This window comes from Aquirufa sp., assembly GCF_044239315.1.
Lineage (GTDB): Bacteria > Bacteroidota > Bacteroidia > Cytophagales > Spirosomataceae > Aquirufa.
On the sequence record NZ_JBIIBQ010000003.1, the window covers coordinates 58,419 to 85,321 of the forward strand.

30 protein-coding genes and 1 tRNA gene are annotated in these 26,903 nt (G+C 43.2%); 10 read left to right on the top strand and 21 right to left on the bottom strand.

Going from position 1 to position 26,903, the window contains the following annotated elements:
* Positions 1-94: 94 nt before the first annotated feature.
* From ACILP5_RS01590 to ACILP5_RS01605, 4 genes are read right to left on the bottom strand one after another with little or no spacing between them, the layout of a single operon-like run.
* Positions 95-979 carry a hydroxypyruvate isomerase family protein gene (locus tag ACILP5_RS01590; protein WP_395616897.1) on the bottom strand — a complete coding sequence of 295 codons (885 nt, stop codon included), beginning with the start codon at positions 977-979 and terminating at the stop codon, positions 95-97.
* A gap of 20 nt (positions 980-999) precedes the next feature.
* Entirely contained in the window at positions 1,000-2,652 is a 1,653-nt protein-coding gene (locus ACILP5_RS01595) for a NuoM family protein (RefSeq protein ID WP_395616898.1), read from the bottom strand.
* Positions 2,649-4,436 (bottom strand): NADH-quinone oxidoreductase subunit L, encoded by a 1,788-nt coding sequence (locus ACILP5_RS01600; protein ID WP_395616899.1) that lies wholly within the window; start codon positions 4,434-4,436, stop codon positions 2,649-2,651. The genes ACILP5_RS01595 and ACILP5_RS01600 overlap by 4 nt, the downstream gene beginning before the upstream one ends.
* 33 nt (positions 4,437-4,469) lie before the next feature.
* Positions 4,470-4,715: a MoaD/ThiS family protein gene (locus tag ACILP5_RS01605; protein ID WP_395616900.1), complete on the bottom strand. Its 246-nt coding sequence runs from the start codon at positions 4,713-4,715 to the stop codon at positions 4,470-4,472.
* Positions 4,716-4,750: 35 nt separating this feature from the next.
* On the opposite strand from ACILP5_RS01605, the gene moaA reads away from it, so the two are divergent.
* Entirely contained in the window at positions 4,751-5,743 is a 993-nt protein-coding gene (gene moaA, locus ACILP5_RS01610) for a GTP 3',8-cyclase MoaA (protein ID WP_395616901.1), read from the top strand.
* 2 nt (positions 5,744-5,745) lie between these two features.
* Positions 5,746-6,723 (top strand): bifunctional heptose 7-phosphate kinase/heptose 1-phosphate adenyltransferase, encoded by a 978-nt coding sequence (locus ACILP5_RS01615; RefSeq protein WP_395616902.1) that lies wholly within the window; start codon positions 5,746-5,748, stop codon positions 6,721-6,723.
* Positions 6,724-6,728: 5 nt separating this feature from the next.
* Here the strand turns inward: ACILP5_RS01615 and ACILP5_RS01620 are convergent, their stop codons facing one another.
* Genes ACILP5_RS01620 through ACILP5_RS01630 form a run of 3 tightly spaced genes read right to left on the bottom strand, consistent with a single transcriptional unit; the run spans position 6,729 to position 9,980 of the window.
* Positions 6,729-7,115 carry a RidA family protein gene (locus ACILP5_RS01620; RefSeq protein ID WP_395616903.1) on the bottom strand — a complete coding sequence of 129 codons (387 nt, stop codon included), beginning with the start codon at positions 7,113-7,115 and terminating at the stop codon, positions 6,729-6,731.
* Entirely contained in the window at positions 7,105-7,899 is a 795-nt protein-coding gene (gene cobA / locus ACILP5_RS01625; RefSeq protein WP_395616904.1) for a uroporphyrinogen-III C-methyltransferase, read from the bottom strand. The genes ACILP5_RS01620 and cobA overlap by 11 nt, the downstream gene beginning before the upstream one ends.
* A 5-nt stretch (positions 7,900-7,904) precedes the next feature.
* Positions 7,905-9,980: a nitrite reductase gene (locus tag ACILP5_RS01630; RefSeq protein ID WP_395616905.1), complete on the bottom strand. Its 2,076-nt coding sequence runs from the start codon at positions 9,978-9,980 to the stop codon at positions 7,905-7,907.
* 115 nt (positions 9,981-10,095) lie between these two features.
* Here ACILP5_RS01630 and ACILP5_RS01635 point away from each other — a divergent pair, with 115 nt between their 5' ends.
* Both ACILP5_RS01635 and ACILP5_RS01640 read left to right on the top strand, forming a co-directional pair.
* Entirely contained in the window at positions 10,096-11,565 is a 1,470-nt protein-coding gene (locus ACILP5_RS01635) for a S10 family peptidase (RefSeq protein ID WP_395616906.1), read from the top strand.
* A gap of 24 nt (positions 11,566-11,589) precedes the next feature.
* A tRNA-Ser gene (locus ACILP5_RS01640) sits at positions 11,590-11,677 on the top strand.
* A 63-nt stretch (positions 11,678-11,740) separates the two neighbouring features.
* Here the strand turns inward: ACILP5_RS01640 and ACILP5_RS01645 are convergent.
* The gene (locus ACILP5_RS01645; protein WP_395616907.1) at positions 11,741-11,890 is read right to left on the bottom strand and encodes a hypothetical protein; all 150 of its coding nucleotides are present in this window, start codon (positions 11,888-11,890) and stop codon (positions 11,741-11,743) included.
* An 83-nt stretch (positions 11,891-11,973) separates the two neighbouring features.
* Between ACILP5_RS01645 and ACILP5_RS01650 the strand changes: the two genes are divergently transcribed.
* The 3 genes from ACILP5_RS01650 to ACILP5_RS01660 all read left to right on the top strand — a co-directional run bounded on the left by ACILP5_RS01650 (position 11,974) and on the right by ACILP5_RS01660 (position 13,259).
* The gene (locus ACILP5_RS01650) at positions 11,974-12,321 is read left to right on the top strand and encodes a type II toxin-antitoxin system RelE/ParE family toxin (protein WP_395616908.1); all 348 of its coding nucleotides are present in this window, start codon (positions 11,974-11,976) and stop codon (positions 12,319-12,321) included.
* Positions 12,311-12,601 (top strand): helix-turn-helix domain-containing protein, encoded by a 291-nt coding sequence (locus ACILP5_RS01655; RefSeq protein ID WP_395616909.1) that lies wholly within the window; start codon positions 12,311-12,313, stop codon positions 12,599-12,601. The genes ACILP5_RS01650 and ACILP5_RS01655 overlap by 11 nt, the downstream gene beginning before the upstream one ends.
* 64 nt (positions 12,602-12,665) lie before the next feature.
* A complete protein-coding gene (locus tag ACILP5_RS01660; protein WP_395616910.1) occupies positions 12,666-13,259 on the top strand; it encodes a DUF1080 domain-containing protein in 594 nt (197 codons plus the stop codon).
* A gap of 48 nt (positions 13,260-13,307) precedes the next feature.
* On the opposite strand, the gene lpdA is transcribed toward ACILP5_RS01660, so the two are convergent.
* Positions 13,308-14,702 carry a dihydrolipoyl dehydrogenase gene (gene lpdA / locus ACILP5_RS01665; RefSeq protein WP_395616911.1) on the bottom strand — a complete coding sequence of 465 codons (1,395 nt, stop codon included), beginning with the start codon at positions 14,700-14,702 and terminating at the stop codon, positions 13,308-13,310.
* Positions 14,703-14,783: 81 nt separating this feature from the next.
* Between lpdA and prfB the strand changes: the two genes are divergently transcribed.
* A protein-coding gene (prfB, locus tag ACILP5_RS01670) for a peptide chain release factor 2 (RefSeq protein ID WP_395616912.1) occupies positions 14,784-15,858 on the top strand; the annotation gives its coding sequence in 2 pieces (ribosomal slippage) (positions 14,784-14,834 and positions 14,836-15,858; 1,074 coding nt in all).
* Between the two features lie 51 nt (positions 15,859-15,909).
* On the opposite strand, the gene ACILP5_RS01675 is transcribed toward prfB, so the two are convergent.
* The 8 genes from ACILP5_RS01675 to ACILP5_RS01710 all read right to left on the bottom strand — a co-directional run bounded on the left by ACILP5_RS01675 (position 15,910) and on the right by ACILP5_RS01710 (position 19,744).
* Positions 15,910-16,236 carry a hypothetical protein gene (locus ACILP5_RS01675; protein WP_395616913.1) on the bottom strand — a complete coding sequence of 109 codons (327 nt, stop codon included), beginning with the start codon at positions 16,234-16,236 and terminating at the stop codon, positions 15,910-15,912.
* Positions 16,223-16,528, bottom strand: coding sequence for a hypothetical protein (locus ACILP5_RS01680; protein WP_395616914.1), 306 nt, complete (start codon positions 16,526-16,528; stop codon positions 16,223-16,225). The genes ACILP5_RS01675 and ACILP5_RS01680 overlap by 14 nt, the downstream gene beginning before the upstream one ends.
* Position 16,529: 1 nt before the next feature.
* Complete coding sequence (locus ACILP5_RS01685) at positions 16,530-16,913, bottom strand: TraR/DksA family transcriptional regulator (RefSeq protein WP_395616915.1); 384 nt, start codon at positions 16,911-16,913, stop codon at positions 16,530-16,532.
* A gap of 92 nt (positions 16,914-17,005) precedes the next feature.
* Entirely contained in the window at positions 17,006-17,563 is a 558-nt protein-coding gene (gene pnuC / locus ACILP5_RS01690; protein ID WP_395616916.1) for a nicotinamide riboside transporter PnuC, read from the bottom strand.
* Positions 17,560-18,207 carry an endonuclease III gene (nth, locus tag ACILP5_RS01695; RefSeq protein WP_395616917.1) on the bottom strand — a complete coding sequence of 216 codons (648 nt, stop codon included), beginning with the start codon at positions 18,205-18,207 and terminating at the stop codon, positions 17,560-17,562. Before nth ends, pnuC begins: the two co-directional genes overlap by 4 nt.
* Entirely contained in the window at positions 18,207-18,566 is a 360-nt protein-coding gene (locus ACILP5_RS01700) for a DUF2752 domain-containing protein (RefSeq protein ID WP_395616918.1), read from the bottom strand. Before ACILP5_RS01700 ends, nth begins: the two co-directional genes overlap by 1 nt.
* On the bottom strand, positions 18,566-18,904 hold the full coding sequence (locus tag ACILP5_RS01705) for a TM2 domain-containing protein (protein WP_395616919.1): 339 nt from the start codon (positions 18,902-18,904) through the stop codon (positions 18,566-18,568). The genes ACILP5_RS01700 and ACILP5_RS01705 overlap by 1 nt, the downstream gene beginning before the upstream one ends.
* Positions 18,905-19,144: 240 nt before the next feature.
* The gene (locus ACILP5_RS01710) at positions 19,145-19,744 is read right to left on the bottom strand and encodes an RNA polymerase sigma factor (protein ID WP_395616920.1); all 600 of its coding nucleotides are present in this window, start codon (positions 19,742-19,744) and stop codon (positions 19,145-19,147) included.
* Positions 19,745-19,936: 192 nt separating this feature from the next.
* On the opposite strand from ACILP5_RS01710, the gene ACILP5_RS01715 reads away from it, so the two are divergent.
* Positions 19,937-20,563, top strand: coding sequence for a hypothetical protein (locus ACILP5_RS01715; protein WP_395616921.1), 627 nt, complete (start codon positions 19,937-19,939; stop codon positions 20,561-20,563).
* Positions 20,564-20,613: 50 nt separating this feature from the next.
* On the opposite strand, the gene ACILP5_RS01720 is transcribed toward ACILP5_RS01715, so the two are convergent.
* From ACILP5_RS01720 to ACILP5_RS01735, 4 genes are read right to left on the bottom strand one after another with little or no spacing between them, the layout of a single operon-like run.
* Positions 20,614-21,330: a pyridoxine 5'-phosphate synthase gene (locus ACILP5_RS01720; protein ID WP_395616922.1), complete on the bottom strand. Its 717-nt coding sequence runs from the start codon at positions 21,328-21,330 to the stop codon at positions 20,614-20,616.
* A complete protein-coding gene (locus ACILP5_RS01725) occupies positions 21,330-22,322 on the bottom strand; it encodes an aspartate-semialdehyde dehydrogenase (RefSeq protein ID WP_395616923.1) in 993 nt (330 codons plus the stop codon). Before ACILP5_RS01725 ends, ACILP5_RS01720 begins: the two co-directional genes overlap by 1 nt.
* Before the next feature lie 10 nt (positions 22,323-22,332).
* Complete coding sequence (locus ACILP5_RS01730) at positions 22,333-22,809, bottom strand: hypothetical protein (protein WP_395616924.1); 477 nt, start codon at positions 22,807-22,809, stop codon at positions 22,333-22,335.
* A gap of 60 nt (positions 22,810-22,869) precedes the next feature.
* On the bottom strand, positions 22,870-23,403 hold the full coding sequence (locus tag ACILP5_RS01735) for a 5-formyltetrahydrofolate cyclo-ligase (RefSeq protein WP_395616925.1): 534 nt from the start codon (positions 23,401-23,403) through the stop codon (positions 22,870-22,872).
* Positions 23,404-23,516: 113 nt separating this feature from the next.
* On the opposite strand from ACILP5_RS01735, the gene ileS reads away from it, so the two are divergent.
* A complete protein-coding gene (ileS, locus tag ACILP5_RS01740) occupies positions 23,517-26,903 on the top strand; it encodes an isoleucine--tRNA ligase (RefSeq protein ID WP_395616926.1) in 3,387 nt (1,128 codons plus the stop codon).

A 26,903-nucleotide genomic window follows, 5' to 3' on the forward strand; every position in this document is an offset into this window, starting at 1 on the left:
TAGGCAAAAAAATCGATTATCAACAGGCTGATAAATAAAAAACGCAAACCACTCATTCGGAGCAGTTTGCGTTTTAATCAAGCTTTTGGTATTCTTAAATATCGCAGATTTTCACCGCTTGTTCTAAGGACGCCATTTTGTCTTTGCGGGCTGGAATAAATTCCTGTCCGATGAAGCCTTTATAGCCCGTATCGTAGATGGCCCGAATGATAGCCGCATAGTTTAATTCTTGCGTCTCATCAATTTCGTTACGACCCGGAACACCACCTGTATGGTAGTGAGAGATATATTGGTGGTATTTTTTGATGGTTGCGATTACGTCCCCTTCCATGATTTGCATGTGGTAGATATCGTATAGCAATTTGAATTTATCGGAACCTACCATTTCACAAAGGGCAGCTCCCCATTCGGTCGTGTCTGCTTGGTAGTCTTTGTGGTTGACTTTAGAGTTCAATAACTCCATCGAGATAGTCACATCGTACCGTTCAGCGGTTTTCATGATTCGCTGTAAGCCCTTTTTGCAATTGATTAGACCATCTTCATCGCTCAATCCGTCTCTGTTTCCAGAGAAGGCGATGATATTTTTTACTCCGGCTTTCGCCGCTTTTGGGATGATATCTTCGTAGAATCCGACTAAACCATCGTGATTTTTTGTCCGGTTAAAGAAATTCGGGATGTTCATGCCGTCTGGGTATTTTCCCCAGCCGATGGCCGCGGTCATATCGTGTTTTTTCAGGATATCCCATTCAGCAGGACCTGTTAATTCGATGGACTGTAAGCCGATTTTTTTAGCATTAATCACTAATTCTTCAAAAGGAATATCTTGGTAGCACCAGCGACAAGCTGAGTGATGTACTTTTCCTTTCAGGTCGAGGCCCGCTTGAATATCTGCTTCTTGAAAACGGTGGCCCATCATTCCAAGGCCAGCGAATCCTGCAGAACTTTTTAGGATGTCTCTCCGGCTGAATTTGTTTTCCATAGGTTTAAATTTTAATAGGTTTATTTTAGTAATCCGGTGACGAATTTTTCACTAAGCTCGAATAATAAGCCCGGGTAAACGCCTAGCAATATACTGATAATTCCTAGACCAAAAAGGCTAATTAATTCTAATTTATTCAAATCGGGTAAAGACCAGTCCGCATTTTTCTGGTAGTGTTTTCCAAGGTAGATTTTTTGGAAGGTCCATAATAAATATCCAGCGCCTAATAATAGTCCCAAAGCCCCGAACACCGCAATCACTGGCTGTATAAACGGGCTGCTGAAGGCGCCTAATAAGCTGAAGAATTCTCCGATAAATCCGGAGAATCCGGGAAGGCCTAAAGAGGCAAAAATCGCGATTCCGGAAATGACTGTGAAGCGTGGCATCAAGGTCACTAAGCCGGAGTAGGAGTCGATTTCACGGTTTCCGGTGCGAGAATACAACACACCTACAATTAAGAATAATAAGGCAGATAAGATTCCGTGTGAGATCGTTTGGAAGATGGCACCTTGCCAACCTTCTGCCGTAAAGGCCGCGATTCCGAGTAACACAAAACCCATGTGAGAAACAGACGAATAGGCCACTAATTTCTTCAAATCCGTCATCGCTAAGGCGTTATAAGCACCATAAATAATGGATAGGGCACCTAATACGGCTAAAATGTTAGCAGCCATTAAGGCCTCTATTTGAAAAAAGGGAATAGTAATTCGCAGCCAGCCATAGGCACCAATTTTCAATAAAACCCCAGCTAATAAAACAGAGATAGGCGTAGGTGCTTCCACGTGGGCATCGGGTAACCAGGTGTGCAAAGGAACCATCGGTAATTTGATCGCAAATCCGATGAATAATAGCCAAAATCCCCACTCTCTAGCGCTCATTCCCGCTAATTGCCAGCCAGAACCGATGTGAAGAATGCTAGTGATTTGGCAATTTTTAAAATCCGATAAAGCTTGCATATCGAAGCTGTGCACTAAGGATGACGTCGCTAATTCTTGTGACTGAATTAGTTGCTGCACTGTTTTCAATGCCTCAAGATTGAAGTCTTGTTCTGGTCGAATTAAGTTATTTAACAAAGCCGTTTCGTAGGGATCTACGTAGGCAACGCCCATACCTAACATGACGATCAGGATCAAAAGGGATCCAATCAGCGTGTAAAGGAAAAATTTCAAAGAAGCATAATTTCTGCGTGGTCCACCCCAAATTCCAATTAAAAAATACATCGGAAGCAACATAAATTCGAAGAAGACGTAGAAGAGGAAAAGGTCTTTGGCCATAAAACAACCCATAATCGAGGCGTTTAATAGCAAGACTAAGGCATAATAGCCGCCTATTTTTTCTTTAATTTCTGTCGAATTCCAAAGCGCCACCCAAGTAATTAATCCCGTTAAGAGAATCAATGAAATACTCAATCCATCAATACCGATGGTGTATTTGGACATAAATTGTCCCATCGAGCCCAGTGAAATGGAGAACCAATTGTGCGATTCGTTGAATTGAAATAAACCGGATGTTTTATCGAAGGCGGTGTAGATATAGCCTAAAAGCGCTAATTGCAGCGTCGAAAGACCGATAGCTATGCTTCTTGCCTGTTCTTTTAATTGGCCTAGTCCAAGCACCAAAGCACCAAGCAAGGGCAATCCAATCAAGAGCGATAATAGGGGTAAATTCGTCATTTAATAAATAGCGCGTAAAGTAAAAATAAGGCAAATGTCACAATAATCATAGCCCAGTAACTTTGGACTTTAGCTGACTGCCAGCGACTTAAAAGTTTTCCAGTCCCTGCACTAAGGCTGGAACTTCCTCCCACTAAAATACCATCCACTAGATGACGGTCTACCCATGCTAATAGGTGGGCGATAATCACTTGAAGTGCCGCGATTCCGTTTACGAAACGATCAATAAATTGTGTTTCGAAAACTAACGCAGACCTACTTTTCCAGCGAATGAAGCGAAATAAACTAGGCCAAAAACGAGGCAGGAATTGATAGTTTCCAGCAGGTATCCAGTTTCTAGATAAATACACCCCGGCAATTCCTATAACCCAAGTCGCGGCAGTTATGTACAACCAAAAGGAAGGGATGTGGTAAATCGTTATGAAGGCATTCTCGGTCATTTCTAATGGATGGCGAGAAAGCCATATGGATAAACTCGCGATGATTAACAGTCTGATGGGGATGTTTTGAGCAGGATTTTTTGCTGCTGCGCCCTCTCTCAAGGGTCCCATAAAAATCAAGTAAAACTGCCTGCTGATGTAGAAACTGGTCAACATCATGCCTAGCGCTAAAACAACGAGTAATTCGACGCGACCGGAAGTATACAAAAAGCCGGCCAGGTTTTCCTTACTGAAAAAACCGCCAGTTAAGGGTAATCCCATTAGTCCGGCACCGAAAATAAGGTAAGCAAAAGCTGCCACCGGCGCTTTTTTTCGAAGGCCGCCCATGTCGTTCAGGCTTTGGGAATGTACCGTATGGATCACGGCGCCAGCTGCTAAAAACAAGCCAGCTTTGAAAATGCCATGCGTAAATAAGTGAAATAATGACGCGTCTGAGCCCATTCCCATCCACATTAATCCCAGCTGGGAGATGGTGGAATAGGCGAGGGTCTTCTTTATATCATTTTGGAAAATGGCAAATACAGCACCTGATAAGAAAGAAATCGCACCAATAATACCCATAAATAGATGGGTTTCTGGACTCGTGATATCGAAAACGCGGACACCCACGAAAACACCCGCCGCCACCATCGTAGCTGCGTGAATTAAAGCAGAGGCTGGTGTAGGCCCTTCCATCGCATCGGGTAGCCAAGACATCAATGGGAATTGTGCTGATTTAGCGATTCCACCGGTGATAATCGCCACCCCTATCAAGGTAGGTGCGATACCCTGCATCGCAGAAAATTGCCACGTATTAAAGTGTAATCCTAAACCGATAAGGCCGAATAACAGGGCAATATCACCTAAACGATTAATCAAAAAAGCTTTTTTCGCTGCTTGCGTGGCTTCTGGTTTTTGATGCCAAAAACTAATCAACAAATACGAACACGCCCCCACTAACTCCCAAGCTCCGTAAAAAAGGAACACCGAATCGGTTAAAAGTAACAGTGTCATCGCACCCACGAATAGGTGCAAATAGATATAATAGCGGCCAATGGAAGGGTCTTTAGCCAGATAAGATTTCGAAAACAGCTGTACACAAAACGATACTAAAGCCACTAAACCGAGCACTAATTGCGCTGAGGTATTCGCCCAAAAACTGGCATTGATTTCCTGCCCTCCTAATTGAAACCAGGTATAAGCTATTTTGAAATCAGTTCCGACGCTCGAAAGGAAATAGAGCGAGGCAACACTAAACAGGGCAGAAAGGGAAATCGAAACAAGGGATTTAGGGAAACAAGCCACCAAAAGGGCAGAAACCCAAGGTAACAAGAGCACTCCAAGAAACAGGAGATTTAATCCCATATAATTGCAAAGATTTAATCGCAAATATACGGATTATCCGCCACTCACGGGTGGAATTAGGGCGATTTCCATGCTTTCTGACAGGATAAAATCCGGTTCTGGAAAGCGATGTTCAGCGGCGAGACGTAAGGAGGGTAATTTTTCCAAAGCCGGGTGCATCGAACGTAACGATTGCAAAAGCTCTTCTACGGTCACCTTTCCCTCTTTTTCGATCGAAATAGTGGGCGATTTTAATAAATCACGGCAAATCCCAAAGAGAAGAATGTGGTAGGTTGACATCGTTTTTTGTACCTTTGAATAATTGAACAAATATATTGGATAATCCTCAGCTTTTTGATAATCACGGCCGCGAATTGAGTTATTTACGACTCGCGGTGACGGATCGTTGCAATCTGCGCTGCACCTATTGCATGCCGGCGGAGGGGATTAACTATATGCCAGAGCGGGAGTTGTTGAGCTGGGAGGAGATGTTTCGCTTGACTCGGATCATGCACGAGATGGGTATCAAGAAGGTGCGCATCACGGGTGGAGAGCCATTTGTTCGCAATGGATTGCTTGATTTCTTGACAGACTTGGCAGGATTGAAGGACCTAGAAATTTGTTTAACAACGAATGGAGTGTTCTTGGGAGATTACATCGATGCCTTGAAAAAGCTGGGTGTTAACCACATTAATTTAAGTTTAGATTCCTTAGATCGGGATCGTTTTAAGCAAATTACGCGAAGAGATGATTTCCAAAAAGTATACGACAATCTCCTTCGTTTGATTCAAGCCGGTTTCCAAGTGAAGATTAACGCTGTGGTCATGCAGGGCAAAAATGAGGAAGATATCATTACGCTGACCGAGTTCGCTCGCGAGCATCCAGTGTCCGTTCGTTTCATTGAAGAGATGCCATTTAACGGCTCCGGGCTGGTAGAGGAGACTTTGTTTTGGGACCATATTCGGATTTTGGATCGCATTAAATCAGCTTTCCCAGGATTACTAGCCAGACCATTTTTATATGGAGAAACGGCTCACACGTATGATATACCCGGATTTAAAGGAAATGTAGGAGTGATTGCAGCCTTCAGTCGAACCTTCTGTGGCACTTGTAATCGCATTCGTCTAACTGCCAAAGGCCAAGTCAAGACTTGTCTCTATGATGATGGGGTTTTTGATTTGAAGGCGTATCTTCGCGGTGGAGTGAGTGATGAGGAGGTGAAAAAACAACTGTTAACTTTATTCAACAAACGTCCTTTAGACGGTTTTGAAGCAGAAAATAAAAGGAAAGGAGTCATTACAGAATCGATGACGACTATTGGAGGATAAATATGAGTCAATTATCAAGCCTGATTGAGAAATTTTCTAGCCTGCGCGTTCTCGTGATTGGCGATTTAATGGTGGATGCCTACACTTGGGGAAAGGTGAATCGCATTTCACCTGAGGCTCCCGTTCCTGTTGTGAATGTAGTTAAGCGCGAATCTCGTTTAGGGGGTGCTGGAAACGTGGTGTTGAATATCGCCAGCTTAGGCGCTAAACCTTATGTTTGCTCGGTTATCGGAGATGACTCCACTGGCGAAACTCTACAAACTATTTTACAAGAAGCGAGATTATCAACAGCAGGTATTATTGTCGAAAAAGGTCGTCCCACGACGGTAAAAGAACGAGTTATCGCTGGATCTCAACAATTGATTCGCGTTGATTCAGAAACAGAAGCGCCCATTTCATCTTTCTCGTCTTCAGCTTTATTGGCACAAGTAAAAGCGTGGTTGCCAGAAGTGGATGTGATCCTTTTTGAAGATTATGACAAAGGGGTTTTAAGTGCTGGATTGATTCAAGAAATAATCGCCTTAGCATCTGCTCATCAAATTCCTACAGTGGTCGATCCCAAGAAAAAGAATTTCTTTGCCTACACAGGAGCTACCTTATTCAAGCCAAATTTAAATGAATTGCGTGATGGTTTAGGGTTAGATGCGTCGGCAACGAGTCCAAATAATATCGCTAAAACCGTAGCCAATTTTAAAGCCTCACAATCATTTAAAGGACTGTTTGTAACCATGTCCGAACGTGGTGTTTACATGGATTTTGCCTCAGATCAAATTCAAATCCCAGCCCATATTCGCCAGATCGCCGATGTCTCCGGAGCCGGAGATACCGTTATTTCGATTGCAGCTTGTGCACTAGCGGCTGGTGGAACGGCTAAGCAAATTGCTGAACTCGCTAATTTAGGCGGGGGATTAGTCTGTGAATCCTTAGGGGTAGTTCCGATTGATGTGGAGTTGCTGAAGAGGGAAGCTAGGAAGATTTAATTAATCTACCCCACCCATGCTGTAAATTCAATTTCCACTTTATACTGTGGAGCAATCAAAGCAGAGATTTCGTAGATACCAGTTGTCGGTTTCACCTCCCTAAAGAAATGCGAGTGAGCGCTAGCGATGTCTGCATTTTTAGACATATCCGTTGTGAAAATACGGGTACGAACCACGTCATTTAGGGAGGAACCAGCTTCCTCTAATACGACCGAGATGCGTTCGATGATATTGTAGGTTTGAGCGTATAGGTCATCTGAGGTCACTTTTTCGCCGTCAATTAAGGCAACAGTTCCTGAAACTTCTATCAGATTTCCAGTTTTTACGGCACGGCAGTAACCGAAAGTGTCTTCAAAAGGGGAGCCGCTGGAGATATTAATTCTATTGCTCATTTTCTTTGCTAATTTTCGTGATTTTTTTCCATAATTCAGGCTTTGCATGTCGAACTACTTCGCCTATGACGATGATGGCTGGATTACTTAAACCTTCTTTAGAAGCCATGGAGGCTAATTCAGAAGCGGAAGATACGCCGATTCCTTGGTTTTTCATCGTGCCGTTTTGGATAATCGCACAAGAAACATCGCCTTTGCCCAGACTTTGGCATAAATCCGAAATCTCTTTCAATTTATTCATCCCCATCAGGATCACTATGGTAGCAGTGGATTGCAAACCTAAGGCAAGGTCTGTAGTCAAGGATCCATCCGATTTCGTTCCCGTCATCACCCAAAAGCTCTCATTCACCCCTCGGATCGTCAACGGAATTTCAGCTGACCCGGGAGCTGCATAGGAAGACGAAATACCCGGGACATAATCTGTTAATAAACCGAAGCTGCGGGCATATTCAATTTCTTCTTGACCGCGGCCAAAAACGAAAGGGTCACCCCCTTTTAAGCGCACCACATGGCCTAAAGCATAGGCTTTTTCTACGATCAAGGTATTAATCGCGTCTTGTGAATGGCTTGAGCCTGCTCGCTTACCCACATAAATCTGCTCGCAGCTAGGGGAACAATGTGATAACAAAGAAGGGTCTACCAAAGCATCATATAAAACCGCTTGCGCAGATGCGATGGCTTTGATGGCCTTCAAAGTAATCAATTCCGGATCACCTGGGCCAGCACCCACCACCGTTAATTTCGGGTGGGGTTCTAATTGTCTGAAATGGCTTAAATGCTTCATAGGGATTAAGAGCGGATGGCTTTAGCGGATTGTAAAAAGGCGTAAGCTTGAGCGGTATAGCTTGTAGCAAACTCCGCTGAGGGCTCGTTTTGATTAATCTGTAATACTAATTCAGCGAACGATGGGGCATCTACAGCAAACTCGTCTGTTGCTACGAAGTTCTCATCGAACTTGGTGATGACCGAAGTTTGGGTAGGAACCGAAATCGATTTATCTAATAGGAGTGCTTTCGCTGCAGAAATAAAGACGCTGTAGGCGTGGTAGATGGCATCCGCATAGCGTTTGTCCTCTAATGCCGCTGCCGTCCATTCGTATTTTTCGTCTGATTCAAAAAGTAAGGTAGCCACTAAGTCGATCACAACGCCTGCACATTCTCCCACACCGATTTCGGTGGCGAAGTTTTCTGAAGCACCCCAATCGATGAAATCATCGTTTACCAATGTGCTTAAATCAGCGATGGGTTTTAATAGATCGTAGAAATATTTCTCGCCTTGGCGATCGTAGTAGCTGTGGAAATACTCGTCTGCTTGCGCGTTCTCTTCGAAGTTATTCAATAGCGTGCGCAATACTTGCGGACCTCTTTTGGAAGGAACTTTGATTACTTTATCCGCGATTTTACCTTCACCATTTCCTAAAGTGGCACCGCCTAATAGGACTTGGAGCGCTGGTAATACTCGTTTGTCTGCTGCTTTTAAGGATGAACCATGGAATCCAATGGATGCCATGCTGTGTTGTCCACAGGCGTTCATACAACCAGAAATTTTGATTTTCATCGCACTGTCGTGGATCAAGGATGGGAATTCCTCGCTGATGACGGCCTCTAATTTTGACGTGATATTCGTTGAATCGGAGATTGCTAAATTACAGGTGTCTGTTCCCGGGCAGGCCGTGATATTTGCGATAGAGTTCGCTCCCGGTGCCGCTAATCCGTGCGCGTCCAATACGGAGTAGACGTGGGCCAAATTCGCAGATGGCACATATTTTAGCATCAAACCTTGGTTAATGGTAATGCGAACATCATCGCCAATATAACCTGTTAAAGCTTCGATTAATGATCGAGACGTAACACTGGAAATATTCCCATTTAGGATACGCACATAGACCGCGTGGAATCCTTTTTGCTTTTGTTCAAAAGTATTCGTCGCTAACCAAGTGGCGTATGCTTCGGTAGATGGTGCCACCACGTCAGCAATCAAGGTAGGCGGCGTAACTTCCCAGGCGCTTGCCGCAGGAATCTCAAAAGAATGATTTTTCAAAGCTTTAGTCTCCGCCTTCACTAAATCCATGAATGCATCGAATCCGATCTTCTGGATTAAGAATTTCATACGAGCCTTGTGGCGGGAATTACGTTCGCCGTGGCGATCAAAAACGCGTAAAACAGACTCGATGAAGGGGATTACTTCGTTTTCAGCAAGGAATTCGTGGGCCACATGAGCGAGCATTGGTTGTGCACCTAAGCCACCACCCACGACTACTTTGAAACCACGTTTTCCATTTACGATTTTGGGAATAAAACCCATATCATGTAAATAGGCCAAAGACGTATCTTCATCTGTATTCGAAAAAGAAATCTTGATTTTACGCCCCATCTCCTGACAGATCGGGTTACGCAAAAAGTAGCGGAATGCCGCATCCGCATGCGGGCTTACATCGAATAATTCCTTCGGGTCAATTCCAGAAGTAGGGGAGGCGGTAATGTTGCGCACCGTGTTTCCACAAGCCTCGCGTAAGGTGATATCGTCTTGCTCTAATTTCGCCCAAAGTTCTGGCGTGCGGTCCAACGATACATAGTGAATCTGTATATCTTGACGTGTGGTCAAATGTAAGTTTCCGGTCGAATATTCGTCTGAAATGTCCGAAATTCGCTTCCATTGGTGGAATTGAATCTTGCCGTATGGCAATTTAATGCGGATCATCTGCACCCCCTGTTGACGTTGTCCATAGACCCCGCGAGCCAGGCGAAGACTTCTGAATTTTTCCTCGTGGATCTCGCCAGCCTTGAATTGAGCTATTTTTTTCGCTAAATCCAGAATGTCTTTTTCTACGACTGGGTTTTCTATCTCAGAACGGAAGCTTTGCATAATTTAATCTTGATAAGTTTATAAAGTCTATATAATATATAGATTAGATGCAAATCTACGAAAATACCTTTTATTGCCAAAGATTTTTTATATTCGTTTTCAAAATCTTTGAACTATGAAAAAAATATTGACCATTCTTTTTTGTGCACTCGCACTTAGCCTAAACGCTCAGATCGGGAAAGACCCGGCTGGCGTGCAAGTAGTTAAAACGAAACACTCCATTACGATTGCCGGTAAGGTGATCAATTACACGGCGACCACCGGTTATATGCATATGAAGGCAGATACGGGTAAGGTTTTGGCCAAAATATTCTTCACCTACTATTCCAAAGACGACGAAGACGGCGCTAAACGCCCAGTTACTTTTACCTTCAATGGTGGCCCAGGCTCAGCTTCTTTGTGGTTGCACATGGGTGGCGTAGGTCCTAAACGCGTTGTTTTAAAAGACGACGGCACTGCAACTGCAGCTCCTTATTCTTACATTCCGAACGAATTTTCTTGGTTAGACAAGACGGATTTAGTCTTCATAGATCCTGTTTCGACTGGCTATTCCCGCGCCGTGGGCGAACCCGCAAGCAAATACCATGGCTATGTAGAAGATATCAAATCCGTGGGCGATTTCGTACGCAACTTCCTAGGTCGCTACGATCGCTGGGCCTCGCCTAAATTCCTAGCGGGCGAAAGCTACGGTACGACGCGTGCCGCAGGATTATCTAAATTCTTGCAAGATGAGCACCGCATCTACATTAATGGGGTTATTTTAATCTCTGCTGTCTTGAATTTTGGGACAAATGATTACAACGTCGGAAATGATCTACCTCGTGCCTTGTACATTCCATCATACACCGCAGCAGCTTGGTACCACAAGAAATTAGCTCCTGCATTACTAGCGAGACCCATCGCAGACGTATTAAAGGAATCAGAGCAATGGGCGATAGGACCTTACGCAACTGCTTTAATTAAAGGCGGTTGGATGTCTGAGGCAGAGAAATCAGCCATCGCTGAAAAAATGGCTTACTATACGGGTCTTTCCAAAGAGCTTTGCCTTCAAGCTAACTTACGCGTAGAGGAAAATCGTTTCTACAAAGCCTTACGCCGCTCGGATGGACTTTCAGTAGGTCGTTTAGACGCTCGTTTCACGGGTCGTAACCTAGATGACGCCGGCGAATATGTTGATTTCGATCCATCCTTCGCGAATATCGACGGTCCATTCACGGCTACCATCAACGATTATTTATCGAGAGAATTGAAGTTCACAGAGGAGAAAGGCTACAATGTCTTCGGCGAAGTATATCCTTGGTCGTACAAAAACGTTCAAAACAAATATCTGAATGTGGCAGAAAGTCTTCGTGATGCGATGGCCAAAAATCCGAACCTCAAAGTGTACCTCGGCTGCGGCTACTACGATTTCGCAACCCCGTATTTCACGGCGGTCTACGACATCGAGCACATGTTCTTGCGCCCTGAGCAACGCTCCCGCGTAGACATCAAATACTACGAATCTGGTCACATGTACTACATCCACAAACCATCCTTGATCCAATTCAAGAAGGATATTGATTCCTTTTTCGATTCGTCGAAATAAATTGATAACTTTGCCATCCCAATCAGAGGGGTGTCCGAGTGGTTTAAGGAGCACGCTTGGAAAGCGTGTGTAGGTCTCAAGCTTACCGAGGGTTCGAATCCCTTCCCCTCTACAAAGCCTCCCAGCGTTAGCAGGGAGGCTTTTTTCATATGGGGCCGAGTATGCGCTCGCGAAGTTAATCGGCCCCATATGAAAAAAGGATAGGATTCGCGCAGCGAATGCTGTAGGCTTTGTGCAAGATGCCCTGCGGGCTGACAGCGGAACGTAGTGGAGCTGTCACTCCCTTTTGTGAAATATCAATTACATGATAATCTGCGCGAAGCATTTTTATCCACGCTTATTCAAAGCTAGCTTGCTGAAGTTTCAATGGAAATATTAGTTTCCTTTAAAGGAAACTAATACATTCGTATGTCGAAAATAAATTATCGATTTGATGTCCGCTTTTTACCAGAAGCCATTTCATTTTTAGAACAGTTATCTGAAAAAACGAGGGATAAAGTTTTATATACTATTTGGAAGTCACGTGCTCTTTTAGACCCAGAATTATTTAAAAAGGTCAGTAATGAAATTTGGGAATTTAGAACGCTGTATGCAGACCAAAACATTAGAATGCTTTCTTTTTGGGATAAGGCAAATAAAATGGTTGCTTTAGTGATAGTTACACACGGTTTCTTTAAGAAGACTGTTAAGCTGCCGATTTCAGAATTACATCATGCAATGAACCTCAGGTTAAAATACGTACAAAATGAAAACTAAAAGCTTAGTAGAATTAACGGATAAATACATTGGACCAATAGGCTCATTAAAACGTGATGCTTTTGAAAAAGAGTTAAGGCTTGATATTTTGGGATCACAAATTAGGCAAATCAGAAAAGATCGAAATTTGACTCAAGAGCAATTAGGTGATTTGATAGGTGTTAAAAAAGCTCAGATTTCTAAAATAGAGAATAGTTTAAGGCAGGCTCGTTTTGATACAATACTTAAAGTTTTTGATGCACTTGATGCAAGATTATTCTTTCGAGTGGAAGTAGATTAATCCCCACCACTATTTCATTTTTAAACTTAAAAGTTAATATTTACCTGAAATAATTAAACCTATTATGAAAAATCTCTTCGTCCTCCTTTTGTTATTAAACTTCTCCGCCCACGCTCAATGGGTCGAACTCCTAAACGGCCGTGATTTATCCGGCTGGAAAACCAGCGAAAATCCGAACTCCTTTCAAGTAAAAGATGGTGAACTAGTTGTAGCTGGTCCCCGCGGACATCTTTTCTACGATGGACCTGTAGGGAATCATTCTTTCCAAAACTTCGAAGTAAAAGCCCTAGTAAAAACCTACCCAGGAGCAAACTCAGGCTTATATGTTTGTACCGCCTTCTTAGAAAACAACTGGCCTTCTCAAGGCTATGAAATTCAAGTCAATAATTCACACACGGATTGGCGTAGAACAGCAAGCCTTTATGGCATTGTGGACACAGCTGAAAAATTAGTGCATGATGAGGAGTGGTTTGAATTGTATGTGAAGGTGGAAGGGAATCGCATAATCACGAAAATCAACGGAAGGACGGTAGTCGATTTTGTAGAGCCAGCTGGTAAAACGGAAGGCAGGCGAATTCAACCAGGAACCATCGCTATTCAAGCACATGATCCTAAGAGCAGGATCGCTTATAAAAGTGTTCAGGTGAAATTGAACTAAATAAAAAGGGGAGCCTTTCGAGCTCCCCTTAATTTTGACGATAAAGTCTTATAAATCTACCGCTTCTCCATATGCCGCTTCAGTCGCGCCTTTGAAGGCCTCTGACATCGTCGGGTGAGGGTGAACCGTTTTCATGATCTCGTAAGCAGTGCTTTCTAACTTGCGAACCACTACCGCTTCAGCAATCAATTCCGTTACGTTGTAACCGATCATGTGCGCGCCCAATAACTCACCGTATTTGGCATCATAAATAACCTTAACGAAACCATCACGTGCTCCTGCTGCAGTCGCCTTTCCAGATGCCACGAACGGGAATTTGCCCACTTTGATATCATATCCAGCCTCTATCGCTTTCTTCTCTGTCATACCTACAGACGCGATTTCTGGTGTGCAATATGTACATCCTGGGATGTTTGTGTAGTCTAATGCCTCTGTCTTGTGACCAGCCATTTTCTCTGCACAAATAATAGCCTCAGCTGATGCAACGTGTGCCAAAGCTGGTCCCGGAGTAATATCTCCAATCGCGAAATAACCTGGAATATTCGTCTCATACCAAGCATTCACCGGGATACGACCCTTGTCCACGATAATACCTACTTCTTCTAAACCGATGTTTTCTAAGTTACAAGTCACACCTGCTGCAGAAAGAACAATATCGCATTGGATTTCTTGATTACCTGTCGGAGTCTTGATGCTCACTTTGCAACCTTTTCCTTTGATATCCACTGACTCCACGCTCGATGAAGTCAAGATGTCGATACCCATTTTCTTGTATTGCTTCGCTAATTCTTTGGAAACATCTTCATCCTCTACCGGCACGATATTGGGTAAGAATTCAACAATCGTCACTTTCGTTCCCATGGCCGCATATACGTAGGCAAATTCAACGCCGATCGCACCAGAACCGATAATCACTAAAGAATCCGGACGTTTTTCTAAGCTCATCGCCTTGCGGTATTCGATCACCTTTTCGCCATCGATAGGTACATTAGGCAATGCACGAGCACGAGCACCCGTTGCAATCATAATATTTTTTCCATCGTAAACGGTTTTCTTTCCGTCTGCGTCGGTTACTTCGACTTTCTTACCAGGTTGAATTTTTCCAAAACCCATAATCACGTCAATCTTATTTTTCTTCATCAAAAACTGAACGCCTTTGCTCATGCTATCTGCCACGCCACGAGAACGGGAGATAACCTTAGAGAAGTCAGCTTCAGCGCCTTTTACGGTAATTCCGTAATCGGCAGCATGCTTGATGTATTCGAAAACTTGGGCAGATTTCAAAAGGGCTTTAGTTGGAATACATCCCCAGTTTAGGCAAATACCACCTAAGGATTCTTTTTCAACTACTGCACATTTCAAACCTAATTGAGAAGCTCGGATAGCTGCTACATAACCTCCTGGGCCTGAGCCTACCACGATCAAATCGTATTGTTGCGCCATTTTATTGCTTGATTTAAATGAATGAGGCCGCAATTTAGCACAAAATCGGGTATATTTGCACTTTATTAAGTAGAAAAACACATGACTAGAGACAGGTTCAATGACCTGAAAGCCAGAATAGAGGCTTTAAGGAGGTATCTTTGACTACGATCACAAGAAATATTTAATCTCTGAACTAGAGACGGTCACCTTGGATCCCGAATTTTGGAACAATCCTGACAAGGCGGAAAGCACGATGCGTGAGATGCGTGGGCTGAAGTTTTGGACGGACGGATTCGATAAACTCGCGAGTGCACAAGGCGATTTAGAAACCATCTGGGAATTTTACGAAATGGGCGAAGCGACCGAAGCGGAAGTGGATGCAGAAGGTGAAAAGCTAGAAGCAAACCTGGAGGCTTTGGAATTCCGCAAAATGATGTCTGACGAGGGTGATAATATGAGCGCCGTGTTAGAAATTAATGCCGGTGCGGGTGGAACTGAATCCCAAGATTGGGCATCTATGCTTCTTCGTATGTACCACATGTGGGCGGAGAAGAACGGCTTCAAAGTACGTCTAGTGGATGAAAATCCGGGGGACGTAGCGGGAATCAAGTCCGTGACTATCGAAGTAGATGGCGAATTTGCCTATGGAAATTTAAAATCTGAAAATGGGGTACACCGCCTGGTGCGTATTTCTCCTTTTGACTCGAACGCACGTCGTCACACCTCCTTTGCATCTGTTTATATCTGTCCTTTAGCGGATGATACGATCGAAATCGAAATCAATCCAGCGGACATCGATTGGGATACCTTCCGTTCTGGTGGGGCAGGGGGCCAAAACGTGAACAAAGTAGAAACTGCTGTTCGTTTGACCCACAAACCCTCTGGAATCATCATCGCTTGCCAGCAAGAACGTTCACAATTAATGAACAAGGAAGTAGCGTTGCGTTTACTGAAGTCCAAATTATACCAAATCGAAATCGATAAGCGGAATGCTGCACGTGCCGAAGTGGAGGCAGGAAAGAAGAAAATCGAGTGGGGCTCTCAGATCAGATCCTATGTTTTAGACGATCGCCGCGTAAAAGATCACCGCACTAATCACCAAACATCGAATACAGATGCGGTGCTGGACGGGGAGATTAATGAGTTTATTAAGGCGTATTTGATGGAGAATTAGTAGACGGTAAACAGTAGCCGGTAGTCGGTAATCGGTAGTCTAGTGTACGAGTTAGGCTTTTTCCGAAGAGGTTTCTTCGACGGAAGCGGCTGATTCAGTTTCTTGCTCTAGTGAAGCTAGGTAATCAACTAGTAAATCTTTTGCATACGAGAGTGCAAGCGCTAGGGCGTAGGACTTAATAGCATCACCCACAATAGAACCTTTTTTCTTTGAACCAGAGAAGGTCGAATACAAAAGGTAAGCGCCGGCTACAATGCCTCCAGCGATTAACATCTGGTTTCCCACTTTTTTGTATTCAGTGACGGTTTCCGTTAATTTTTCTTGAATTTCAGCTGCTTGGCTTTCTAATTCTTCTCTTTTCTCTTTATTCTGACTCATTTTCGCGTGGTTTTAAGGATAAGAAAAGAACGATGCTAGCTACGCCAATGATACCAGCCATGATGAAATAACCGATAAAACGGCTCTCTAAAACTTGATTGAGCCATTCAGATCCGCCTAAAAGAAGGAAGAATAAGGTAATTCCGAAACCAGTTGCCACTAAAAATAGTTTGAAAATCCGAACAAGGATCTCCTCTAGTTTTTCCTGAATATCTAACTTGATGATCTCAAATTGTGTTTTGAGATAGTTAGTTATTAATTCAACTAGGCGGTTGTTTTCGAAAAAACCCATTTTATTTTTGCTTTAACTTCGCTTCAATCGAGTGTTGCGTGTGCGGTACTAAGCGTAAACGTTCTTTGGAAATTAACTTTCCTGAATCAATACATACGCCATAAGTCCCGTTTTTAATGCGCATTAATGCATTTTCCAGATTAACAGCAAATTTTTGTTGACGAACAGCTAATTGGTTTAAGTTTTCTTTTTCTGCAGTATCAGCTCCATCTTCCATTACTTTCGAGTTTCCGGAAGTTGCGTCTGTTCCCGTATCGTTTTTCTTACTTAACGCTTCTCTTAAATATTTTAATTCTGCTTGGGTGTCTTCTAACTTCGCTTTGATGATCTGTTCAAACTCCTTCAATTCTTCGGCAGAGTATCTTTGTTTTTCTTCGTTCGCCATAATCTAAAATATGATTTTTTGTAATAGGGCACAAATATAATTAGCTCGATCGGAATAAGGTAATATAACGGATAAAATCTCTGACAAATTTTTTAATCGCTGTTTTTCAGGGGTTTAAGCCAGTCTAGGTAGCCTTTTATGGCTAAAATAATAAAGACCAAATAGAGGGCAGCCGTGCCCCATAATTCTTTCGTGGCATACATTCCTACGTAGGCGATATCGACCACAATCCATACGAGCCAGTTTTCGATTTTGCGTCTCGTCGCAAGCCAGGTGCCATAAATACTTAAGCCAGTTAAACTGGCATCTAAAAAAGGGAAGCTGACGGAAGGGAAATAGTTCAAATGTAAAAATCCAGATCCGGCACCGAAAAGTAGCGCTATGGCAAGACCTCCCATAAGTTGCGAATTTGAAGCTCTTTCAGGTTTCCAATTTTGCTCTGCGCGGGACCAAGTCCACCAGCCATACAGAGCCATTAAAATGAAGAATCCCTGCAATTCCATGTCAGAATAGAGCCCATTTTGCCAAAAAACATATCCATAAAGTCCTGAGGCAATGATATTGCAAATCCATGCCGCACTTTTCTTAGCCATACTAAGAAACACGCCGGCTAAAGAGGCAATAATGGCTAAGATCTCGACTAGGCTCATCCCTTGTTATTTTTCTGAAAAAACGCACAGAAATGGGTAATGTCACATTTTGCGCATTGAGGGGTTCTAGCCAAACAAATGTAGCGGCCATGTAGAATCAACCAATGATGAGCTGTCGCAATCACTTCGTCTGGTAAATTTTTGATCAAAGCCATTTCTACTTTTAGTGGTGTATTCGCCGTTTTTGGAACGAGTCCTAGTCGCTGTGAAACTCTAAATACATGTGTATCCACGGCCATTGCAGGCTGATTGTAGATGACCGACGCGATGACGTTTGCCGTTTTGCGGCCTACTCCCGGTAAACTTTGTAAATCATCCATCGTTTCGGGTACTTCGCCGGCGAATTGATCGGTGATTTTTTGGCCTAAACCTAAGAGATGTTTTGCCTTATTATTCGGATAAGAGACGGAGCGAATGTAGGAAAAAATCTCTTCTACACTAGATTCCGCCAAAGATTTTGCATCTGGAAATCGCTTAAATAGGGCAGGAGTGACTTGGTTGATGCGTTTATCAGTGCATTGTGCGGATAAAACCACTGCCACTAACAATTCGAAGGGATTCGTATAATGCAATTCGGTTTCCGCTTCGGGAAAGCGCGTTGAAAAATGATCCACAAAAGCCTGAAATCGCTCCTTTTTTAACATTATAATCCTTTAGCTATCGTCCAAATCCAATTCAACACCACCATCCCGATTAAAAAAGCCGCAAGCAAAGGCTGGCGACACTTTTTCTCCACCCAAAGATACATCCGAAATACCCGATCACCTCCAGTGAACAGGTCAAAAATTACACCAATGGGTAATAGCATAGCGAATCCTACGATGATACCAAGTGGGTTTCCATGGGTGAAATCCCCTAAAAGAAAGCGAGTCGTTCCGCAGGACGGACAAGGAATGCCGGTGATTGTTTTGAAAAAACAAGGGAAGCCTATTCCTGTCCACAAATAAATAAATCCAGCAGTGCAGGCTAGTAAGATAGTTCTGTAAAGCTGCTGACGGGTCATTAAACTAAATAGGGTTGTAATAGAGCAAAGTTTCTGGCGCGCGTTGCATCCATAATAAAAAACCAATCGATGATTGCCCAAATCCCTATTCCGCCGCAGGTAAGTAATTTTGCTATGCCTATTCCAGTATCGCCGATCAGGAATCGATCAATCCCTAAGCCACCAGCCACAATAGACACAATCAGGCTAAGAACGGGGTCTTTAATTTGCACATGCTGTATTATAATCCATTGGGAATCATCTAGCTCAAGCAGTTTCTCTCGAATATATGATAATTGATGCGTTTCAAAACTCTTACCATGGGTCATGATAAATAGGTCAACTTTAGCTGCGTCCATAGGATTTGATTTTTTTTAAAATTAGCGAGATTTTTTGAATAAAAAAGCCCCTAGTGTGCAAGGGGCTTTTTACTCTGACGAGCATGTTCGAGAATGTTCTCTATGCTCCTTTCGGAGGGCTCGGTATAAGCCAAATTCAGCAAATTTTGGACCTGTTTTAAACGAGCAAGCTCTTGCTTCTCGTCTTCATTTAATGTTTGCTGGAACCCTATTTCAGGCTCATAAAGGTGTTTAATCAGGTCATTCGGGGTAGAGTTTTTTGTCATAGGCAAGGTTTTGTTTCTCTAACATTTTACGCAGGTTAATGAGCGCATAACGCATACGCCCTAATGCTGTATTGATACTAACATGGGTTAAATCGGCAATTTCTTGGAAGCTTAATTCTTCGTAATGACGCATCACGAGCACTTCGCGCTGCTCATCTGGAAGTTTTTTTATCAAGTCCTTAATGTTAACGATCGAATCTTCTTTTAATTGTTTGTCCTCTGAACTTTCTTCAGAAAATTGAAAACTATTCCAAAGTGGTGAGCCATCGTCTAATACAATTTTAGGGTAACGCTTCTCTTTTCGGAAGTGATCGATCGCCATGTTGTGGGCGATGCGTACGATCCAGGGAAGGAATTTCCCCTCTTCATTATATTTGCCTTGGTTAATAACGTCCAAAGCTTTGATATAAGTTTCTTGCAAAAGGTCTTCCGCCACATAGCGGTCTTTCACAATTAAATAAATAGTCGTGTAAACTTTCGATTTACTGCGATTAAGAAGAGTCTCAAACGCTTTAGAATCACCTTGTATGTACGCGGAAATTAACGCTGCATCATTAACGGGTATTTTGCTCATAAAAAAGTAAAATGGTTAATGTAGAGGTTTATCTCATGCAGTAGGGGCTAAATGGGCGAATTGTTTGTGACGCAATATTAAATAAATCTTTTTTACATCCAAAATTTTATTTCTTTTTGAATAAATTTCGATAACAAAATTTGGAAGCTCATTTTAATCCGTAATTTTGAACACCTAAACTTTTAAGAAAAAATGAAAAATCTACGTTCAATTGTGTCAGCTATGGCCCTGACTTGTTTGGCCTTTGTTTCTACTGCTCAAAAAGCCGCTGATTATGCGGGTGAATACACAATGAGCGATAATCCTTATGTAAAAGTCTTGAAATTAGCGGACAAAGAAGGAAAATTAATCATGTCAGCGGAAGGTTTTCCAGACACAGAGTTAACTCCTGGTAGCAAGCCTGATGCTTTTGTGTTAGGTGGAATGGGTGGCGATATTAGCTTTACTCGTGTAGGTGGAGCGGTAACAAAATTGAAAATTGAAGCGCAAGGCCAAACGTTAGAAGGCGTTAAAGCGGGTGCTGCAGTTGCGTCTGCTGCTGGTGGGATTGCTGATTATGCAGCTACCTTTAAAATGGCAGATAACGAATATGTGAAGAAAATGATTGTTGTCGCAAAAGACGGCAAATTGATGATTTCGTCGGATTCGAATCCATCTGAAGCGGCGGTTTTAACAGCGGCATCTACGCCAGATACGTTTGCTACATCATTGCAAGGGTATGAGGCAGAGATCACTTTTGGTCGTGCGGCTGGTAAAGTGCAGACAATTAAATTATCAGTTGCTGGTGGTGCGGTTGTACTGACTGGTGCAGTTGAATAATTAATTACTACATAAAAAAGGGGCTTCGGTATCGATCGAAGCCCCTTTTTTTATTTCAGTTGTCTGCGGTAGAGTTGAATCGTATTCTCTAAGCCGTAATAAAGTGCATCGCAGATGAGCGCATGGCCGATGGAAACTTCGTCCAAAGGATTCACATTCGCTGCAAAGAAAGCTAAATTTTCTAGGCTTAAATCATGTCCGGCGTTAATGCCTAATCCGATTTGATGTGCTTTGAATGCTGCTTTGCGGTAAGAGGCAACGGCTTGCGTAGGATTCGAAGGGAAATCATGCGCGTAAGGTTCCGTATATAATTCGATGCGATCCGTTCCAGTGGTTGCAGCGGCTTCGACTATTTCTAAGACTGGGTCTACGAAGATGGATGTGCGAATACCTGCCTCTTTGAATGGGGCGATCAGGCTCTTCAACAATTCTTGGTGTTTAATCGTATCCCATCCGTGGTTAGAGGTGATTTGGCCTAAAGCATCCGGAACTAAAGTTACCTGCTCAGGTTTCACCGCTAAAACTAATTCGACAAAAGAGGCCTCCATCGGATTACCTTCGATATTAAACTCCGTTGTAACGCGCTCTTTTAATGCATACACATCCGCGTAACGAATGTGACGCTCATCCGGGCGTGGGTGAACTGTAATTCCTTGTGCGCCAAAACGTTCACAATCCAAAGCCACCTGAATGAGGTCTGGATTATGACCACCTCGTGAATTACGCAAGGTGGCAATTTTATTGATATTGACACTGAGTCTGGTCATTAGATCAGGTGATGAGCCGCTAAATATTCTGCGATTTGAACCGCATTTGTGGCAGCTCCTTTGCGCAAGTTGTCTGCTACGATCCACAGATTCAAGGTATTCTTTTGGGACTCATCACGACGGATACGACCTACAAATACCTCGTCTTTTCCGTGTGCCGTTATCGGCATCGGATATAAGAAGTTCTTCGGATCATCTTGAACGATTATTCCCTCTTCTTTTTCTAAGATCGTACGAACCTCTGCTAAATCAAAGTCGTTTTCGAACTCGATATTTACTGCCTCCGAGTGTCCGCCGATCGTAGGAATACGAACCGTCGTTGCGGTTACTTTGATCGAATCGTCCATCATGATTTTATTGGTCTCTAAAATCATCTTCATCTCCTCTTTCGTGTAGCCATTATCTTGGAAAACATCAATGTGAGGCAATACGTTTAAGTCGATTTTGTGTGGATACACTTTCGCATAATCCGTTTTTCCAGCGCGCTCATCGAATAATTGATCGACAGCTGCCTTTCCAGTTCCTGTGACTGATTGGTAAGTGGAAACGACTACACGCTTGATTTTGTATTTTTTGTGCAAAGGATTTAATACGACCACCATTTGGATGGTCGAGCAATTCGGGTTTGCAATGATTTTATCTTCTTTGGTCAACGTGCTTGCATTGATTTCTGGAACGACTAATTTTTTCGTCGGATCCATGCGCCAAGCAGACGAGTTGTCCACTACGGTGATGCCAGCAGCTGCAAATTTAGGAGCCATTTCTAATGAGCTGCTTCCGCCTGCTGAGAAAATGGCTACGTTTGGTTTCATCGAAATTGCAGTTTCGTAACCCACAATCGTGAAGTCTTGGCCTTTAAAATTTACCTTTTTACCGATTGAACGCTCGGATGCTACTGGGATTAACTCCGTGACAGGAAAATTTCTTTCCGCTAATACTTTCAAAATTTCTCCGCCTACTAGTCCAGTGGCGCCTACTACTGCAACTTTCATTCTATTTATTTTATAATGGATATGTGATTCCTACTCCTACTGCTCCAGTGGAGCTTACTTTAATCCCCATTTGGGCTTTACTCAATTCGTTATATCGTTTCAAGGCTTTGTTAAAATGCCTATTACTTACTGTTCCAATGTACACATTTGCGATAGCAATACCCCCTAATGCTGACCAATAAAAGCCGTCAGAAATACCGCCTTTGCTTATAAAGGTGGAAAAAGCGAGTGCGGTAGAACAACCGGCTAACCAGTTGGAAATTTTACGTTGACGTTTGAATTTCAAGAATTCGACGCTGATTTCTGGGTCTTTGGCATCAAGCAAAGGTATTTGTAATGCCAAAGGATGATCAATCACCTGCCTGTCATAAATAAATTTTCTACTCAAAACCCCTTGCATATCTTCAATCGGAATAAGTTTTTTCTCTTGAGCTGAAGCGCAATAGCTGAATGCAAACAAAAAGAAAATAAAGCTCCTGATTTTCAAAGCAAAGCTGGGATTTTGGCCTACAAAATTAGGGCTTAAAATGGGGAAACGAAAGGAAAATTAGCGAAAATCGTACATTTTCGCTGGGCAAATAACGATATCTAAAGGAATGTCGTGGCTTTTTACGTCCTCAATGCTCTCGACCGGATCGAAGAGACTGATGCCTATTTTAAGGCAATCGGGCCGGCAATTTAACAGATATCGATCATAAAAGCCTTTCCCATAACCCACCCGGTTTCCATTTAAGTCAAATGCGAGTAAAGGGATTAAAACGATATCGAAATCGGTTGGTTTCAGAACGGATCCTCCTACCGGCTCGGGAATACCCCATTCGGAATTAGCGAATTCAGTGGATTGAGCCATCTCCATTGTTCCGTTTTCAGATACGACTCGTGGATAAGCAAAAGTGCCTTCGAGTGTTTCTAAACTAATTTCATTGCGATGCGGGATGGCTTTGAAGCTGGCGATGGTTTGTGTAGGAATGAGTAGGTTTTTGAGTGTTTCGATGATAGCCTCTTGCCGAAATGAAAAATCATCTTCGCTCAATTGAGTCCTACGCGCCATAACTACTTTTCGGATTTCCACCTTCTTCATATTCAAACCTAGGGATTTGCTTTCAGAATACAAATCTTCACGTGAGATGTTCGGTATAATTTTGTATTTTTGCCTCAATTTTGCCGATTTTTTCAATTTAACCCCACACGTCTGTGAGCTTTAAGGAATACAAAAATTTAGATTACGCCGTTTTGGCAGATGAAATTCTAGATTTCTGGAACGCGAATAACATCTTTGAAAAATCCATCTCCACGAGAGAGGGACAGCCTACGTTTACGTTTTTTGAAGGACCTCCTTCTGCGAATGGAACGCCGGGTATTCACCACGTGATGGCGCGTGCGATCAAGGATATTTTCTGCCGTTACCAAACCCTGAAAGGCAAGCAGGTGAAGCGTAAAGGGGGCTGGGATACACACGGTTTGCCGGTGGAATTGCAGGTAGAAAAGGAATTAGGCATTACGAAAGAAGATATTGGTAAGAGCATTTCGGTCGAAGAATACAATAAAAAGTGCCGCGAAACGGTGATGAAATTCACGGATCAGTGGAATAATTTGACGGAGAAAATGGGCTATTGGGTGGATCTAGAAAACCCCTATGTGACCTACCAGGCGAATTATATTGAGAGTGTTTGGAACTTATTGAAGCGTCTTTACGACCAAGGATTATTATACAAAGGTTACACGATTCAGCCCTATTCTCCGGCAGCGGGAACGGGTCTTTCGTCCCACGAATTAAACCAGCCGGGTTGCTACCGCGATGTGAAGGATACGTCCTTGACCGCGCAATTTAAGGCGATCAAGAATGCAAAGTCGGAGTTCTTATTTAAGGCCTCAGGCGATGCGCCGGTCTATTTATTGGCTTGGACGACCACGCCTTGGACCTTGCCTTCGAATACGGCATTAACGGCAGGAAAGAATATTTCCTACGTATTAGTGAAGACCTTTAATCCGTATACCTATGTTCCGGTTCATGTGGTTTTAGCCAAAGACTTAGTCAAAAATTACTTCCAAGCTTCTGCTGAAAACGGCGATTTTGCGGCTTATGAAGCGGCAGAGAAAAAGCCTCAAGCTATCCCATATAAGATTGTTGCCACCTGCAAAGGTTCCGATATAGATGGTGTTGAATACGAGCAGTTGATGCCGTATGTACAACCATCTGCACCCGCTTTCCGTGTAATTTTAGGAGACTTTGTGACAACAGAAGATGGAACGGGTATGGTGCATACTGCACCGACTTTTGGAGCAGATGACTTTAGAGTCGCAGCCCAAAACAATATCCCTGCTCTTTTAATTACAGACGAAAACGGCAAAGAAGTACCATTAGTGAATCGCCAAGGCCGCTTTGTGACTCAGGTGACAGACTACGCTTTGGAACCCGTAAAAGAAGCTTACTTAACAGATGAGGAGAAAGAAGCAGAGCGCGTAAAGCAAGGTCGCGATAAGTATCTATCAGTGGATGAGCGCATTGCGATTCAATTGAAGACGGAAAACAAAGCTTTCAACGTACAGAAATTCGATCACCCGTATCCACATTGCTGGAGAACGGACAAGCCTGTTTTATACTATCCATTGGACTCTTGGTTCATCAAGACGACGGCGGTAAAAGATAAATTAATCGCTTTAAACAAGACGATTCAGTGGAAACCAGAGTCGACAGGAACAGGTCGTTTCGGAAACTGGTTAGAGAATTTAGTGGACTGGAATTTGTCACGTTCTCGCTATTGGGGAACTCCGTTGCCTATCTGGCGAACGGAAGATGGTTCAGAGGAAATCTGCATCGGATCTTTAGCTCAATTGAAAGAGGAGATTGAGAAGGCACAGGCTTCTGGAACACTAACAGAAGTACAGAAGAAAGGTAACGATGCTTTTCTACAGGCTTTAGCAGCTGGAGAGGCAGACTTACACCGTCCATTTGTAGATGAGGTATTCTTGCTTTCTGCGACTGGAAATGTGTTAACACGTGAATTAGATTTGATTGACGTTTGGTTCGATTCGGGTGCGATGCCGTTTGCACAATGGCATTATCCATTCGAAAATCAAGATATATTTAAGCAGAGTTATCCGGCGGATTTCATCTCGGAAGGGGTGGATCAAACGCGTGGTTGGTTCTTTACTTTGCACGCTATTTCAAGCATGGTGGAGGATTCTGTGGCATTTAAGAATGTCGTTTCGACGGGATTAGTCTTAGATAAGAATGGAAACAAGATGTCTAAACGTCTTGGCAACGCCATTGATCCATTCGAAACGCTGAATAGTTACGGTGCGGATCCTACTCGCTGGTACATGATTACGAATGCGCAGCCATGGGATAACTTGAAATTTGATTTAGCCGGGATTACAGAGGTGCGCAACAAGTTCTTTGGTACCCTAACGAATACGTATAATTTCTTTGCCTTATATGCTAATCTAGATGGATTCGAGCAAAAAGGCATTAAGGAGGAGGACTTGACGGAATTAGATCGTTGGATTCTATCTAAATTAATGAATTTGATCGCGGAGGTAGACGAGTCATTTGAGTCTTACGAGCCTACGAAAGCGGGTCGTGCGATCCAAGATTTCGTTTGTGACCACTTGTCTAACTGGTATGTTCGCTTGTCACGCCGTCGCTTCTGGAATCCGGAAACGGCAAACCAGGCGATTAACGCGGATAAACAAGCTGCCTATGAGACTTTATACCACTGTTTAGAGACGGTGGCGCAATTAATGTCGCCTATCGCGCCGTTCTATGGGGAGTGGTTGTACAAGAATTTAACGGGTAAAGAATCGGTTCACTTGACGCATTTTGCGAAGGTAAATCCAAGCCTGCAAAACCCAGCTTTAGAAACGTCGATGGAATTAGCGCAAGGTATTTGTTCGCTCGTTCACTCGATTCGTAAAGTACACCGTTTGAAAGTACGTCAGCCTTTAGCGCAGGTCTTAGTGCCGGTGTTGCAAGAGTCGGTTAGAGACCAAATCCGCCGCGTGGAAGATCTAATTAAATCAGAGGTGAACGTGAAGGAAGTAAATTATCTAAATGACGCCTCTGGTGTCTTGAACAAGAAAGTGAAGCCTAATTTCAAAGCTTTAGGACCTAAGTTTGGGAAAGATATGAAGGTAGTTGCGGAGGCGATTACGGGAATGTCTGCAGATGATTTAGCTTCGATTGAATCAGCTGGTTCTGCAAAGATTCAAGGTTTTGAGATTGCATTAGCGGACATTGAAATCTTGACAGAGGATATGCCAGGATATTTAACGGCGAGTGAGGGTGGTTTGACGATTGCCTTAGACAATACCTTGACACCTGAATTAGTGCGCGAAGGAAATGCGCGTGAATTCGTGAACCGTATCCAAAACCTGCGTAAAGATTCTGGTTTCGATGTGACCGATAAAATAAATATCCAAGTGCAGCGTTCGGATGACGAATGGACGGCCAGCTTGAACGAATTTAAAACGTATATTTCGCAGGAAGTGCAGGCCTTGAGTTTAGAATGGGTGGAGGCAGCATCGACCGAAATTACCTTTGAGGAGTCTAATCTGTTTGTGAATGTAACAGTAGCCTAA